Source organism: Flavobacterium cryoconiti, assembly GCF_048158645.1.
In the GTDB taxonomy this organism is placed as follows: domain Bacteria; phylum Bacteroidota; class Bacteroidia; order Flavobacteriales; family Flavobacteriaceae; genus Flavobacterium; species Flavobacterium cryoconiti.
The window spans coordinates 107,823-122,609 of the sequence record NZ_JBLNKW010000004.1 but is presented as its reverse complement, the minus strand read 5'-3'; the positions used below and the strand labels follow the sequence as shown (position 1 = coordinate 122,609).

The following is a 14,787-nucleotide window of genomic DNA, read 5'->3' as shown; positions in this document are numbered from 1 at the left end:
TTTTCAACACTTTATATATTCCTAAACAGTATTTATCCAGTCAAAATTTGTTAAAATTAACTGAAACTTTAAATCATCAGACAATCATGATTAAAAAAAGGTATTTTTGAGGTATAAATATTTTTCGTTTTTATCTATTGTAAATAGAAATGTATTAATCCGTATGAAAAAATTAATAATAATGTTAAGTACTGCACTTATGCTTGGAGGAATAGCTTCGGCTCAAAAAATAGCTTTCGAAGAATATGATTTAGACAATGGCATGCATGTCATATTACATAACGATCCATCAGCACCAGTGGTAGTAACTTCTGTCATGTACCATGTTGGCTCTAAAGATGAAACACCGGACAGAACTGGATTTGCCCATTTTTTTGAACATCTTTTATTCGAAGGAACTGAAAATATTAAACGTGGTGAATGGTTCAAAATCGTCACTTCAAATGGCGGAATAAATAATGCCAACACCTCTGATGATCGTACCTATTATTATGAAGTATTCCCATCAAACAATTTAGAATTGGCACTTTGGATGGAATCCGAAAGATTAATGCATCCCGTAATCAATAAAATAGGCGTTGACACTCAAAACGGAGTGATAAAAGAAGAAAAAAGAAGTCGCTACGATAATCAACCTTATGGAAATATTATTGGCGCTGTAAAAGAAAATATGTTTAAGAACCATCCCTATCGATGGACAACAATTGGTTCGATGGAACATCTGGATGCCGCCACTTTAGAAGAATTCCAGGCTTTTAATAAGAAGTTTTACATTCCAAACAACGCAGTTTTGGTAGTGGCAGGAGATTTCGAAAAAAACAAAGCTAAAGAATGGATTCAGAGCTATTTTGGATCAATCCAAAAAGGGAAGGAAATAAAAAAACAAATTTTCACCGAAGAACCTATTACACAAACTATAAGAGCAACCTACGAGGATTCAAATATTCAGATTCCAATGGTTGTAGCTACTTACAGAACTCCTTCGATGAAAACGAGAGACGCCAGAGTATTGGACTTAATATCCTCTTATTTAAGCGACGGGAAAAGTTCTAAACTATACAAGAAAATTGTTGACGAGAAAAAAATGGCTTTACAAATTGATGCTGTTGGTTTTAGTCAGGAAGATTACGGTATGTATATTTTGTATGGCCTACCAATGGGAACACACACTTCTGCTGATTTAATAAAAGAAGTTGACGAGGAAATTGTAAAAATCCAGACCGAATTGATTTCGGAGAAAGATTTTCAAAAATTAAAAAATACATTTGACAATCGTTTTGTGAATAAGAATGGAAACCTGGAAGGAATTGCCGAAAATCTAGCGACTTACTATTTGCTTTATGGCGATGTGAATTTGATTAACACAGAGATTGATTTATTTCATTCCATAACACGTGAAGAAATTAGAGATGTAGCCAACAAATATTTAAATCCAAATCAAAGACTTATTTTGGATTATGTTCCTTCAAAAGCGGAGGCTCGAAATTAAGACCTTTTCAATCATGAAAAAAACAACTATTCTATTATTCATTTTGTTCATAACAGGAATCATGCAAGCACAAAATCGTCCACAACCAAAACCTGGAACTTCTCCAGTCGTAAATATAAAAAAACCGCAAACCTTTACTTTAGACAATGGTTTAAAAGTAATGATTGTAGAAAATCACAAATTACCCAGAGTAACTTTTAATCTTGCATTAGACAACGCTCCATTTGCAGAAGGCAATAAAAAAGGTGTCGATGAATTATGCAATAACCTAATAGGAAACGGAAGTGTAAAAATTGCAAAAGATGCTTTCAACGAAGAAATTGATTTTTTGGGCGCCAACATCAATTTTAGTTCGCAAGGCGCTTATGCCAGTTCCCTTTCTAAATATTCAGGAAGAATCTTAGAACTTATGGCTTCAGGAGCATTGCATCCAAAATTTACCCAAGAAGAATTTGACAAAGAAAAAGCCAAATTATTAGAAGGACTCAAAGCTCAGGAAAAAAGCGTTCCTGCAATTGCTAACAGAGTGGTTGATGCGCTTGCCTTTGGAAAAAATCATCCTTCGGGCGAATACATGACCGAAGAAACACTTAAAAACGTAACGCTTGCTGATGTGGAATCCAATTATCAAAACTACTTCGTTCCCGAAAATGGATATTTGGTAATTATTGGAGATATTAAATATGACGATGTTAAACCTATTGTTGAAAAACTTTTTGGTTCATGGGAAAAAAGAAGCGCTCCAAAACTAACCTATGCCGCTCCCCAAAATGTACCTTTTACCCAAATCAATTTTGTTGATGTCCCTAATGCAGTTCAATCAGAGATTTCATTAGTAAATACGGTGAATTTAAAAATGAGCGACAAAGACTTCTTCCCTGCAGTTATTGCTACTTATATTCTTGGCGGAGATTTCAATAGTTACCTCAATATGAATTTAAGAGAAAAAAATGGTTGGACTTATGGCGCAAATGCAATCATCGGCTCTGGAAAATACGTTACTAAATTGAGAGCAACATCTGCTGTAAAAAGTACCGTTACCGATAGTGCAGTTGTTGAATTCATCAAAGAAATTAAAAAAATAAGAACCGAGAAGGTATCTCCTGAATTACTTAAAAGTGTAAAAGCAGGATATATAGGACGCTTTGTAATGCAGGTAGAAAAACCTCAGGCAATTGCACGGTATGCCTTAAACATAGAAACCGAAGATCTTCCCGCTGATTTTTATGAAAATTACATCAAAACCATAAACGCTGTAACGCCAGATGATATTCTTCGTGCTGCCAACAAGTATTTCCTTTTAGACAATACCCGAATAATTATTGCAGGAAAAGGATCAGAAGTGATTCCAGGATTGGAAAAACTAAAAATTCCAATATTTTACTTTGATAATTATGGAAATTCGGTAGAAAAACCCGTTTACAAATAAAATCAATAGTTTTATTTTAAAAACCAACAAAGGCTGTCTTTAAGATAGCCTTTGTTTTTTTACTATTGTATCACCCGCAATCCGCAATCTGAAAACTACTTTTTTGCCGATAAGTAAACTCCAATCAAAATAATAAAAGCGCCAAAAAACTGAACTGGTGTCAACATTTCATTGTCTAATAATCCCCAAAAGAAAGCAACTATTGGAATTAGATACGTTACCGAAGTAGCAAAAACCGGCGAGGACATTTGAATCAGCTTAAAGAAAAGAATATTAGCAATTCCAGTTCCCACTACTCCCAAAATCATAATAAACAAAACCGAATGCTGTACCGTTTTAACATGAATTACATCAAAAAAACCAGAGAAAAATAAAATAAGTAATGTTGGCAACAACAGAAATGCGAAATTCCCGGTAGTAATACTCAACGGGCTCAAATCATGCAAATATTTTTTCAATAAATTGACGTTTATGGCATAGCAAACAGAAGCGACTATAACCAAAATAGCGTAATAATAATTTTGTTCGGGATGGTTTATTGCTCCATTAAAAACCAAAAGCATACTCCCTACAAGTCCTATAAAAACGCCCCAAACCTGACTTCTTTTGAAATTTATCCCAAAAGCCATTGCTCCCAAAATCAAAGTATTTAATGGAGTCAGGGAATTAAGAATCGCGGTTATGGAACTGTCAATTTCAGTTTCGGCAATGGCAAAAAGATATGCAGGAGTGAATGTTCCAAACAACGAAGTAAGTGCAATATATTTCCATTTTTCTTTTGGAATTTTTACTAAACTTTTAAACCCTATCAATAACAAAAAAATCGCTGCAAACAAGATTCGCAAAGAACCTAATTGCAAAGCAGTTAAACCTACTAATCCCTTTTTTATTAATATAAATGAACTTCCCCAGATTAAGGCAAGAATCATCAAGTAAACCCATTTCAATTGTCTTGCATTCATAAATCTAATTTTGCCCCAAAATTGTAATAATTTTATGAAATAGGGCTTCTTTTTTTCATTAATTTTGCAGCTGATAATTAGACCTTTAATTTAAATCCAAATAAAAATGAATTTCACAAAATCAATAGCAGCGATAGCCCTTGCAGGTCTATTATTTGTAAGTTGCAAAAAAAACACTGAAGAAGCCACTACAACTCTAACAGCTTCAAAAGAAACTACCGCTCCGAAAGTTAAAAAAGAAATTGCAGCCGCTAATTTGCAAACAGCCAGTTTCAAAGTAGACGGGATGACTTGTGCGATTGGTTGTGCAAAAACAATAGAAAGCGAATTATCTGATTTGGATGGTGTACAAAAAGCTACCGTCGATTTTGATAAAAAACTGGCAACTGTAACTTTTGACAAAACGGTTCAAAATCCTGAAAGCCTGACTAAAGTTGTTGAGGCAACTGCTGATGGTAAAACATACAAGGTTTCGAATATGAAGTCCTAATCGAAATTATTTCATTTCATAAAAAAAAAGCTTCTCAATTGAGAAGCTTTTTTTATTGAACCATATAAGAAATTGTTTTTATTGAAACTTTCTATAAAAATCATTTCCATTTTAAGGTTTCCATTAACCTTTGCATATCATTTTTGACATAGCTTGCGGCTGGCATAATAGAGTCAAAATTAGGTTTTGCATAGAAATAAACAGAACCAGTTACAAAATGTTTTGTACTATCTGTTGCGTAGAATTGAGAGTTTGTCGCCGCATTCCCATCCACTTGATAAAACATGCCATATACCTTTTTTTGAGGATTTAAATACGGCTGCTCTAATATATCATCTGCTTTTATCACATGCTCATAAGTCAATTTTTGAGCGTCTTTCAATAATTTCGCGATATTATTATTTACTGGCTTATAAGTCAGATAAATAGTGGCTTTCATTTTTGGATACGTAATAGTAAATCCACAATCTTTCTCCCCTTTGATAACAGCCTCCGAATTCATTTCGAAAGCAAATGGACATTCATTTTCGAAATTCACATATTTTGCTTCCGGATAATCCAATCGCAAATAACTGGATGGTTTTGGTACAACATCGTCTTTGCAGCTAATGCTCAATAATGACAGTAGTATAGTTGAAAAAGTGATTATTTTTTTAAACATTTTTAATTATTCAATCGTTACTTTTATTTGTTTAATTCGTTTCTTATCTACCGCTTCTACCGTGAATTGGCAGTTTTCAAATGAGATTTTCTGATCTTTTTTTGGAAAATTTCCTAAAATCTCAAGAATAAATCCAGCTAATGTTTCGGCTTCACCTTTTTTAATTTCGAATAATTCTTCGTCTACATCAATAATTCTGTAGAAATCTTTGAGATTTATTTTCCCTTCAAAAAGATAATTTTTATCATCAATTTGAGAAAAATTGATATTATCATCATCAAATTCATCACTGATATCACCAACGATTTCTTCGATTACATCTTCCAAAGAAACCAAACCAGAAGTCCCTCCATATTCATCAACTACAATTGCCAAGTGACTTTTCATACTTTGGAAATCCTTCAACAAATTGTCTAATTTTTTATTTTCAGGAACAAAAAACGGTTCTCTTACTAATGACTTCCAATCAAATTCACTCGTATTTATGTGTGGTAATAAATCTTTCACAAACAAAACGCCTTCTATCTGATCTATATTGTCACGGTAAACAGGAATTCTGGAATATCCTTTTTCTATAATTTTTGGACAAATAACTGAAAACGACTCGTCAATTTCCAAAGCAAAAATATCAATTCTGGGACTCATCACCTGTTTCGTATCCGTATTCCCAAAACTTACAATTCCTTCTAATATTTTTTGCTCATCTGAAGTTGTTTCATCCGAATCTGTCAGTTCAAGTGCTTGTGATAATTGATTTACAGAGAAATTTGTCTTTTGTTTCCCTAGTTTATTGTGCAAATAAATAGTGATTTTGCGCATCGGCAAACTTATTGGCGAAAGCAATTTATCAAGCGCCGCTACAGGATACGCAATCAACTTGGCAAACTTAATATTGTTTCTACTCGCATACACTTTTGGCAAAACCTCTCCAAAAAGCAACAATAGAAAAGTAACCACAATTACTTCAAGAATGAATTTTAAAATAGGTGAAGTTACCGCTGCAAACAGGTTTTTTCCAACAAATGAAAATAAGATTACAACTCCAATGTTGATGAAATTATTAGCGACAAGAAGTGTAGCTAAAAGCTTTTTGGGTTTTTCTAAAAGATTCGAGATAATTTTTCCTTTTGAAACATTTTCGTTCAACGTTTCGTCGATGTCTTTTTGAGATAACGAAAACAATGCTACTTCTGCTCCTGAAACAATTGCAGAACAAAAAAGTAAGGCAAATATCCCAACAAAACCAAACACTAAGTCAGTGTCTATGGCGTAAGCAAAAAATAAACTGGGCTCTGGGTCCAAATTAAAAAAGATTAGTTAAACAATCAAAACGGTAAATCATTGACTGGCAAACCGTTATTTTGCGGGTCAAAGTTAGTATTTTTTACGGATTCTGGACTTTGAATAGATTTGTTGTCTTCATTTCCTTTTTTGGTAGATAAAAAAGTAAACTCGGTAACCTGAATTTCGACAGTGTGTTTTGTAGAACCGTCTTCCGCTTGCCACTGACGCGATTTCAATCGACCTTCTACATATATTTTATCTCCTTTTGAAAGGTACTTTTCACAAAGCTCGGCTGCTTTATTACGGACAACCAAATTATGCCATTCAGTAGAAGTAATTTTTTCGTTGGTTGTTTTATTGATGTAAACTTCATTTGTCGCCAATTGAAATCTACCGATACAATTTCCTCCATCAAAATAATGCATTTTAACATCATCTCCCAGATGACCAATTAGCATAACCTTATTTAATGTTCCGTTCATGGTATTTAAATCGTATTTCTCTCAAAGATACATTTTTTTAGAAACTTTATAAATCCTTTTCAATAAAATTATGAATCACAATTGGGAAAGGAAATGTAATTAAAGACGCAACATCTATTCCGTTTTCAATTGTACCTTTTATATTTACTTTCCAAAACTTGATATGCAAGTGTTGGTGCGACAGTTTATGAATGATACTCTTTTCATTACACTCCATTATACTAACAATCCCATTATTAGTAAAAAATTCTTTTTGAATACGTTCCGTAATAAAACCAAAGCATTCCTCTTTTTCAGTTTCTATCAAAGGAAACTCATATAGATTATGCCAAATTCCTTTATCAGTTCGCTTTTGAATTATTGTGTTTTCATTCTCATCATTGACAACCAAATAATTAAAAAAACGATTCCTTACTTTCAGTTTCTTAGATTTTACAGGCAATTGATCTACTTTGTTTTTCTGCAAAGCGGCACAACTCTCGTTAAAAACACAAATGCCGCAATTGGGACTTTTAGGAACACATTGCAAAGCACCAAACTCCATGATGGCTTGATTGAAAATAGCAGGATTGTCTTTTGGCATTAATTCAAAAGCCAGAGCAGCGAATTCTTTTTTGGTGGAAGCCGCAGCAATATCCGTTTCAACATCAAAATAACGCGACAAAACCCGAAACACATTTCCATCAACAACAGGAACCACTTCATTATAAGAAAAAGAAGCAATTGCCGCCGCGGTATATTCTCCAATTCCTTTTAGTTCCAGTAACTCCTTATAAGTAATAGGAAAAACGCCCGATAATTCGTTCGCTACATATTGTGCCGTTTTATGCAAATTTCGAGCACGCGAATAATAGCCCAAACCTTGCCAAAGTTTCAAAACTTGCTCTTCATCGGCTTTTGCCAAATCAAAAACAGTAGGAAATGCTGCTGTAAAAGAAAGAAAATAAGGCATCCCCTGAGCGACTCTTGTCTGTTGCAACATAATTTCCGAGAGCCAAATAGGATAAGGATTGGTCGTATTTCGCCAAGGCAAATCGCGCTTGTTACATAAATACCATTGTATTAGCAAGTTAGAAAAAGTCATGTTTTAATTATTTGTTGGCAAAAGTAAAAGTTTATGTTATTAAAATTTAATGAATTAGCTTGAATAATTGTTTTTTAAATTCCTATATTTGCAAACTCAAAAAAATAGTACAACATAATAAATAGGAAAGAAAATGACGAAAGCAGATATCGTAGCAAAAATTTCAGAAAAATTAGGTCTTGAAAAAGGAGATGTGCAAGCAACTGTAGAGACTTTTATGAATGAAGTGAAAAATTCATTAGAAACTGGAGACAATGTTTATTTAAGAGGTTTTGGAAGTTTTATCGTAAAAACTAGAGCGGAGAAAACTGGTAGAAATATCTCAAAAAACACAACAATAAAAATTCCTGCACACAATATTCCTGCATTCAAACCTGCAAAAGTTTTTGTAGAAGGAGTAAAAATAAATAACGAAGCAAAATAATATATTAATTAATCATAAATCTTCAAGATATGCCAAGCGGTAAAAAAAGAAAGAGACATAAGGTAGCGACTCACAAACGTAAAAAAAGAGCGAGAGCTAACCGTCACAAAAAGAAAAAGTAGTTTTAAACTACTTTTTTCTTTTTAAACGTTCATTGAAATCGAAAGTTAGTAATCAGTATTCCGTTTTTAGTATTCAGTTATCTGCAAACTTAAGACTGCAAACTGCCAGCTAATTTTCCCCGGGTTCAATACCTGTTAAATATTGTTTAATCCATTTGTTCGCCTCGGCGAATAGATAAAAAATTTACAGCGTGAATAAAGAATTAATCATAAGATCTAGTTCTGAAGCCGTAGATTTTGCCTTATTAAAAGATGGAAAACTAATTGAATTACACAAAGAAGAAGAAAAAAGCAACTTCCAGGTAGGTGATATTTTTATTGCCAAAATCAGGAAACCAGTTGCCGGACTTAATGCTGCTTTTGTAAATGTAGGCTTCGAAAAAGATGCTTTTTTACATTATCACGATTTAGGACCTAATCTATCTTCCCAACTGAAATTCATAAAACTTGTAAGCGCAGGTAAATTAAAAGATTTCTCCCTAAAAACCTTTCAGTTTGAAAAAGAAATAGATAAAGATGGTACCATTACTGATGTATTAAGTGCCAATCAATCTGTTTTAGTACAAGTCGTCAAAGAACCTATATCTACTAAAGGTCCAAGAATTAGCGCTGAGCTTTCTCTTGCCGGAAGATTTATAGTTTTAGTTCCGTTTTCTGACCGCGTTTCTATTTCTCAAAAAATAGAAGACAAAAAAGAAAAAGAACGCTTGAAACGATTGGTACAATCCATCAAACCAAAAGGATTTGGTGTTATTGTTCGCACAGTAGCCGAAGGCAAAAATACAGCCGAATTAGAAAAAGATTTGCAGAACCTGCTTAGCAGATGGACTGCAATGTGTAAAAAATTACCAACTGCTCATCATCCGTCCAAAGTATTAGGAGAACTCAACAGAGCTTCTTCTATATTAAGAGATGTATTTAATGATACCTTTAGTGGTATTCAAATTGATGACGAAGAGTTGTACAACCAAACGAAGGATTACTTGCAAGAAATTGCACCATCCAAACAATCAATTGTTAAGTTTTATCAATCAAATGATACACCAATTTTTGAGAAATATAACATAGAGAGACAAATCAAAACATCCTTTGGAAAAACCGTTTCCATGAGTAAAGGAGCTTATCTTATTATCGAACATACTGAAGCTTTACACGTTATAGACGTAAATAGCGGAAACCGTTCTAATAAAGCTACCAACCAAGAAGATACGGCCATGGAAGTGAATATGATTGCTGCTGCTGAAATTGCAAGACAATTGCGTCTTCGTGATATGGGCGGAATAATCGTAGTAGATTTTATCGACATGTCTAATCCAGAAAATCGTAAAGTTTTGTTCGAATTCCTAAGGGAAGAAATGAGCGACGATAAAGCAAAACATAAAATCTTACCTCCGAGTAAATTTGGATTAGTTCAAATTACAAGACAAAGAGTAAGACCAGAAGTAAACATTAAAACTAGAGAAGAAGATCCAAACAATGAAAATGGAGAAATTGAAGCTCCAATATTAATCATTGATAAAATTGCTTCCGATTTAGAAAGAGTTTTAAAAAATCACAAAGAAGTCGTACTTAATGTACATCCATTTGTGGCAGCATACCTTACCAAAGGTTTTCCATCATTACGTTCAAAATGGTTTCTTGAACATAAAAAGTGGGTGAAAATCATACCTCGTGACGCTTACACGTATTTAGAATATCATTTCTTCGATAAAAAAGAAAATGTTATTATAGAATAAATTAAAACCGCCTTTCGTGAGATTGGCGGTTTTTTTATGTCTTTTTTTTACTAATAAAAGGCGTGCCTTTAAATATTTAAACAGCTTGCAACTTCAAGGCACTTCTCTTTCTTTGAAGAAACACAAAGGTAATAAGAACTCCCACAAGTGACATCCCAACACCAATTAAATTAGGAGATGCATAACTAAAACCAAGCACTAAAGGCAATCCGCCGAGGAAAGCCCCCAAAGCATTTCCGACATTAAATGCAGCCTGAATTGCAGCCGAAGCAATCATTTCAGCACCAACGGCTGTCTGAATCATAAGCATCTGAATTGGTGCCACAATTGCAAAAGAAATACAACCCGTAGAAAACACTAAGGCTAAAGTCATATACTGACTTGAAGAAAAGAAATACACTAACAATAAATCCAAGGCCATTATAAAAAGTAGCATTATAATTGTTTTTGCAGGAGAAAATCTATCCGCTAATTTTCCTCCAATAAAATTACCAAAAACCATTCCCAAGCCAGCCAAGATTAAGATATAAGGCACATCTTCGGCTGAAAATTTAGAAACATCTGTCAGTAGCGGAGCAATATAGCTGATCCAACAGAATAATCCACCACAACCAAAAGCAGTAATTGAAATGATTAGCCAGGCTTCCGTTTGCTTAAAAAATTGCAACTGGCTTTTAATTGTTTCTTTTGCGCCTGCTTTCAGGTTCGGCATCCAAAAATAAAGAGAAACAAAAGTTAGCAACCCAACAATTGCAATTATTATAAAAGTATAACGCCACGTATAATGATGTCCGATATACGTTCCAATAGGGACTCCCGCAAGGTTCGCTATTGTCAATCCCGAAAACATAATAGATATAGCCTGTGCCTCTTTTCCTTTATCAGCCAGACTGCTGGCAACAACGGCTCCAACTCCAAAAAAGGCTCCATGAGGCAATCCTGAAAGCAATCTTGAAGCAAATAAGAATTCATAATTTGGTGCAATAATCGAAAGCGCATTGAAAAAAGCAAGCATAGCAGCCAAAATCAAAAGTATTTTTTTAGGAGGATAATTTCTTGCGATAATAACCAATAAGGGAGCGCCAATTACGACTCCCAAAGCATATGCAGAAATCAAATATCCAGCGACTGGTATTGTAATTTTTAAATCTGAAGCGATGTCCGGCAGCAAACCCATCATCACAAATTCAGTTATTCCTATAGTTAAACCGCCCAATGAGAGCGCGATGAGACTTTTTTTCATTTTCTTTTTATAAAAATATTAATGTATTTAAAACTATTTTTTTTGAGATAGTTTTGAAACCAAGTTTTGATTTCAAGATTCTCCACGATAAGATAAAAGGGCGACAACAACACCTAATATCCTAATTTGTGTTTTTAAAATTGATTGTTTTTTCATGGGACAAATTTATTTATAGCTAATCCAAATAAGTTGTATTTTTGCAATATAAACTTGTAATTATACAATATGCCCAAATTAAATCAATTTGAAACTTTAGTCATTGATGAATTTGAAGAAGACAAATTTCATCTTCCAACCCATAGTCACACCTATTATGAAATTATTTATATAGCAAAAGGTAACGGCATCCATCATTTGAACAACAATCTATTATCGTATAAAACTGGGGATTTATTTGTAATTTCACCAGACGATGAGCACTATTTTGACATAAAAAAAAGCACACGTTTTGTCTTTATAAAATTTACGGACAATTATTTTAATTCGAATAAAAAGCTTTCTTGTGACGAGTTTCTGTTGAATACGCCGGAAAATTTCATGAGGGACAAATCACTAAAGGAAACCGTATTAAGACTCGACGACCCTTGCAAGACAATTTTAAAAAACACTATCGAAAACATTACAGCTTACAATAGCAAAACAAATGTTTCTACATCGCCAATTATTTTTTACCAAATTTTATCTCTTTTCGGATTAATTAAGGAAACAATGCGTTGTATGAACATGCAAGTCACAGGTACAAACATTGACAACGAACAGATTACCTCTTATATTCATCAAAATATTTACAATCCAAAACTGATTCAAATCAAATCAATTTCGACACATTTTAATATCTCCCACACCTACTTCGGTACTTATTTCAAACGAAGTTTTTCGATAACTTATAGAGATTACATCAATACATTACGAACCAAATTAATCGAAAAAAGAATTTCTAACAACCAAATGTCCATCAAACAAATTGCTTATGAATTTGGTTTTACAGACGAAAGCCATCTGTCGAATTACTTTAAAAAACAAAAAAACATGAAGCCTAGCGACTTTAAGAAACTGTGATTTTTTCAAACGAGATTACTTTTTTATTTCCTTCTCTCCACAAAAAATCGCTTCATCAACTCCGAAGCTTCATTTGCCATAATTCCAGAAACAACAGTAGTTTTAGGATGCAATTGCGTTCCCATTTTTACAAAACCGCGATTTTCATCGCTTGCGCCAAAAACGATTTTAGAAATCTGGCTCCAATACAAAGCACCAGCACACATTTGACAGGGTTCCAACGTCACATAAAGTGTACAACCAATTAAATATTTTCCGCCGAGATAATTCGCAGCAGCAGTAATAGCCTGCATTTCGGCATGAGCCGTTACGTCAACTAGCATTTCAGTAAGGTTATGACCTCGTGCTATTACTTTATTATCAACAACAATAATGGCACCAACAGGAATTTCGCCTTTTTCAAAAGCCATTTCGGCTTCCTGCAAAGCTTTTTTCATAAAATATTCGTCAGTGAAAGGATTTATCATAGTTACAAAAATAAGAATTCAATTCGTACATTTGCTTTATGTCAGATAATTTACTTTCAAACATAAATAACCCAACCGATTTACGCCAGCTTGATGAAGCCCAACTTCCGCAAGTCGCTCAAGAGTTACGTGATTTCATTATCGATATCGTCTCTGTAAAAGAAGGACATCTCGGCGCAAGTCTTGGAGTTGTAGAACTAACTATTGCCCTGCATTATGTTTTTGACACACCAAACGATTTGTTGATATGGGACGTAGGACATCAAGCTTATGGACATAAAATACTGACGGGCAGAAGAGAAAATTTTCATACCAACAGACAACTGGGCGGTATTTCCGGTTTCCCAAAAAGAAGTGAGAGTATTTATGATGCTTTTGGCGTAGGCCACTCCTCTACTTCAATTTCGGCAGCTTTAGGAATGGCAATTGCTTCTAATTTGAAAGGCGATTACAACAAACAACACATTGCGGTGATTGGAGATGCTTCCATCGCATCAGGAATGGCTTTTGAAGGCCTAAATCACGCTGGAGTTACTGATGCTAATTTATTGGTAATTCTCAATGATAATGCTATTGGAATTGACCCAAGCGTAGGAGCATTGAAAAAATATCTCACTGCCGTAAAAGAAGGAAAGAACCCAAGACAAAACAACATGATTAAGTCCCTGAATTTTAATTATTCAGGTCCAATAGACGGTCACGATATTTTTGCCGTTGTCAAAGAATTAAAACGTTTGCAAAAAATAAAAGGTCCAAAATTCCTCCATGTTATTACCACAAAAGGAAAAGGATTGCGACAAGCCGAAGACGATCAGGTAAAATACCATGCACCCGGAAAATTTGATGCCAACACAGGCGAAATTCATATAAAATCCGAAGAAAATTTACCACCAAAATACCAAGATGTTTTTGGTTTGACCCTATTAGATTTAGCCAAAAAGAACGAAAAAATTATTGGAATCACGCCTGCAATGCCGTCAGGGAGCTCCTTGAAATTTATGATGGACGCTTTTCCAAAACGTGCTTTTGATGTGGGAATTGCTGAACAACACGCAGTGACTCTAGCAGCTGGAATGGCGACACAAGGCATGGTCGTTTTTTGCAACATCTATTCTACTTTTTTACAAAGAGGCTATGATCAGGTGATTCATGATGTGGCTTTACAGAACCTCCCGGTAATTTTTTGTTTGGACAGAGCCGGATTAGTTGGTGAAGATGGCGCAACGCATCATGGCGTTTTCGATTTGGCATATTTAGGTTGCATTCCCAATATGATTGTTTATGCTCCAATGAACGAAATAGCATTACAAAACATCTTATACACAGCACAATTGGGTTTAAACCATCCAATAGCAATACGGTATCCGCGTGGTCGTGGTGTTATTGCAGATTGGCAAAATCAACATCTTGGAAAGTATGAAAAAATAGAAATTGGAAAAAGTATTTGTATTAAAGAAGGCTCGAAAGTAGCCGTTTTATCCAATGGAACAATTGGAAACAATGTTACTTTGGCTATAAACAAAATGAAAGATGCAACAAACATTTCTCATCACGACTTCCCTTTTGTTAAACCGCTAGATAAAAACGCCTTACACTCCATTTTCACTAAATTTACAACTATAATCACAATAGAAGATGGCGTTATCAAAGGAGGCTTTGGAAGTGCGATTCTTGAGTTTGCATCTGAGAATAATTATATTTCAAAAATAACCATTCTTGGTATTCCTGATGAGTTCATTGAACAGGGAACTGTAGCTGAATTACAACAATATTGCAAAATTGACGTTAAAAGTCTTGAAATACTTTTTTCAAGCTATTAAAATAATTATTTTGCAACCTTAAATTTAAACACATT

General features: G+C 34.1%; 14 protein-coding genes. 7 read left to right on the top strand and 7 right to left on the bottom strand.

What is annotated here, in order from left to right:
- The first annotated feature begins 163 nt into the window (after positions 1–163).
- Together ACM55H_RS07525 and ACM55H_RS07520 are read left to right on the top strand one after the other, a co-directional pair.
- Entirely contained in the window at positions 164–1,489 is a 1,326-nt protein-coding gene (locus ACM55H_RS07525; protein ID WP_416835933.1) for a M16 family metallopeptidase, read from the top strand.
- Between the two features lie 13 nt (positions 1,490–1,502).
- A complete protein-coding gene (locus ACM55H_RS07520; RefSeq protein ID WP_416835932.1) occupies positions 1,503–2,918 on the top strand; it encodes a M16 family metallopeptidase in 1,416 nt (471 codons plus the stop codon).
- Between the two features lie 95 nt (positions 2,919–3,013).
- On the opposite strand, the gene ACM55H_RS07515 is transcribed toward ACM55H_RS07520, so the two are convergent.
- Positions 3,014–3,880, bottom strand: a complete 867-nt coding sequence (locus ACM55H_RS07515) for a DMT family transporter (protein ID WP_416835931.1) — start codon at positions 3,878–3,880, stop codon at positions 3,014–3,016.
- Positions 3,881–3,986: 106 nt separating this feature from the next.
- Between ACM55H_RS07515 and ACM55H_RS07510 the strand changes: the two genes are divergently transcribed.
- The gene (locus ACM55H_RS07510) at positions 3,987–4,370 is read left to right on the top strand and encodes a heavy-metal-associated domain-containing protein (protein ID WP_416835930.1); all 384 of its coding nucleotides are present in this window, start codon (positions 3,987–3,989) and stop codon (positions 4,368–4,370) included.
- Positions 4,371–4,470: 100 nt separating this feature from the next.
- Here the strand turns inward: ACM55H_RS07510 and gldD are convergent, their stop codons facing one another.
- The 4 genes from gldD to mutY are packed head-to-tail and all read right to left on the bottom strand — an operon-like array spanning position 4,471 to position 7,881.
- Positions 4,471–5,031 carry a gliding motility lipoprotein GldD gene (gene gldD, locus ACM55H_RS07505; protein ID WP_416835929.1) on the bottom strand — a complete coding sequence of 187 codons (561 nt, stop codon included), beginning with the start codon at positions 5,029–5,031 and terminating at the stop codon, positions 4,471–4,473.
- Between the two features lie 6 nt (positions 5,032–5,037).
- Complete coding sequence (locus tag ACM55H_RS07500) at positions 5,038–6,333, bottom strand: gliding motility-associated protein GldE (protein WP_416835928.1); 1,296 nt, start codon at positions 6,331–6,333, stop codon at positions 5,038–5,040.
- 23 nt (positions 6,334–6,356) lie between these two features.
- On the bottom strand, positions 6,357–6,797 hold the full coding sequence (locus ACM55H_RS07495; RefSeq protein ID WP_039108672.1) for a single-stranded DNA-binding protein: 441 nt from the start codon (positions 6,795–6,797) through the stop codon (positions 6,357–6,359).
- 46 nt (positions 6,798–6,843) lie between these two features.
- A complete protein-coding gene (gene mutY, locus ACM55H_RS07490; RefSeq protein ID WP_416835927.1) occupies positions 6,844–7,881 on the bottom strand; it encodes an A/G-specific adenine glycosylase in 1,038 nt (345 codons plus the stop codon).
- 133 nt (positions 7,882–8,014) lie between these two features.
- Here mutY and ACM55H_RS07485 point away from each other — a divergent pair, with 133 nt between their 5' ends.
- Together ACM55H_RS07485 and ACM55H_RS07480 are read left to right on the top strand one after the other, a co-directional pair.
- Positions 8,015–8,305 (top strand): HU family DNA-binding protein, encoded by a 291-nt coding sequence (locus ACM55H_RS07485; RefSeq protein WP_016989051.1) that lies wholly within the window; start codon positions 8,015–8,017, stop codon positions 8,303–8,305.
- Positions 8,306–8,618: 313 nt separating this feature from the next.
- Positions 8,619–10,163: an Rne/Rng family ribonuclease gene (locus tag ACM55H_RS07480; protein WP_039108670.1), complete on the top strand. Its 1,545-nt coding sequence runs from the start codon at positions 8,619–8,621 to the stop codon at positions 10,161–10,163.
- 76 nt (positions 10,164–10,239) lie between these two features.
- Here ACM55H_RS07480 and ACM55H_RS07475 read toward each other — a convergent pair whose 3' ends face one another.
- The gene (locus ACM55H_RS07475; protein WP_416835926.1) at positions 10,240–11,406 is read right to left on the bottom strand and encodes an MFS transporter; all 1,167 of its coding nucleotides are present in this window, start codon (positions 11,404–11,406) and stop codon (positions 10,240–10,242) included.
- Between the two features lie 225 nt (positions 11,407–11,631).
- On the opposite strand from ACM55H_RS07475, the gene ACM55H_RS07470 reads away from it, so the two are divergent.
- Positions 11,632–12,465 (top strand): AraC family transcriptional regulator, encoded by an 834-nt coding sequence (locus ACM55H_RS07470; RefSeq protein WP_416835925.1) that lies wholly within the window; start codon positions 11,632–11,634, stop codon positions 12,463–12,465.
- A gap of 23 nt (positions 12,466–12,488) precedes the next feature.
- On the opposite strand, the gene ACM55H_RS07465 is transcribed toward ACM55H_RS07470, so the two are convergent.
- A complete protein-coding gene (locus ACM55H_RS07465; RefSeq protein WP_416835924.1) occupies positions 12,489–12,932 on the bottom strand; it encodes a nucleoside deaminase in 444 nt (147 codons plus the stop codon).
- A gap of 38 nt (positions 12,933–12,970) precedes the next feature.
- Here ACM55H_RS07465 and ACM55H_RS07460 point away from each other — a divergent pair, with 38 nt between their 5' ends.
- A complete protein-coding gene (locus ACM55H_RS07460) occupies positions 12,971–14,752 on the top strand; it encodes a 1-deoxy-D-xylulose-5-phosphate synthase (protein WP_416835923.1) in 1,782 nt (593 codons plus the stop codon).
- Positions 14,753–14,787: the final 35 nt, after the last annotated feature.

Bases quoted from the DNA above. Each gene is read 5' to 3' on its own strand.
- ACM55H_RS07525 (WP_416835933.1), top strand. From the start codon at position 164: ATGAAAAAATTAATAATAATGTTAAGTACTGCACTTATGCTTGGAGGA.
- ACM55H_RS07520 (WP_416835932.1), top strand. From the start codon at position 1,503: ATGAAAAAAACAACTATTCTATTATTCATTTTGTTCATAACAGGAATC.
- ACM55H_RS07515 (WP_416835931.1), bottom strand. From the start codon at position 3,880: ATGAATGCAAGACAATTGAAATGGGTTTACTTGATGATTCTTGCCTTA.
- ACM55H_RS07510 (WP_416835930.1), top strand. From the start codon at position 3,987: ATGAATTTCACAAAATCAATAGCAGCGATAGCCCTTGCAGGTCTATTA.
- gldD (WP_416835929.1), bottom strand. From the start codon at position 5,031: ATGTTTAAAAAAATAATCACTTTTTCAACTATACTACTGTCATTATTG.
- ACM55H_RS07495 (WP_039108672.1), bottom strand. From the start codon at position 6,797: ATGAACGGAACATTAAATAAGGTTATGCTAATTGGTCATCTGGGAGAT.
- mutY (WP_416835927.1), bottom strand. From the start codon at position 7,881: ATGACTTTTTCTAACTTGCTAATACAATGGTATTTATGTAACAAGCGC.
- ACM55H_RS07485 (WP_016989051.1), top strand. From the start codon at position 8,015: ATGACGAAAGCAGATATCGTAGCAAAAATTTCAGAAAAATTAGGTCTT.
- ACM55H_RS07475 (WP_416835926.1), bottom strand. From the start codon at position 11,406: ATGAAAAAAAGTCTCATCGCGCTCTCATTGGGCGGTTTAACTATAGGA.
- ACM55H_RS07470 (WP_416835925.1), top strand. From the start codon at position 11,632: ATGCCCAAATTAAATCAATTTGAAACTTTAGTCATTGATGAATTTGAA.
- ACM55H_RS07465 (WP_416835924.1), bottom strand. From the start codon at position 12,932: ATGATAAATCCTTTCACTGACGAATATTTTATGAAAAAAGCTTTGCAG.
- ACM55H_RS07460 (WP_416835923.1), top strand. From the start codon at position 12,971: ATGTCAGATAATTTACTTTCAAACATAAATAACCCAACCGATTTACGC.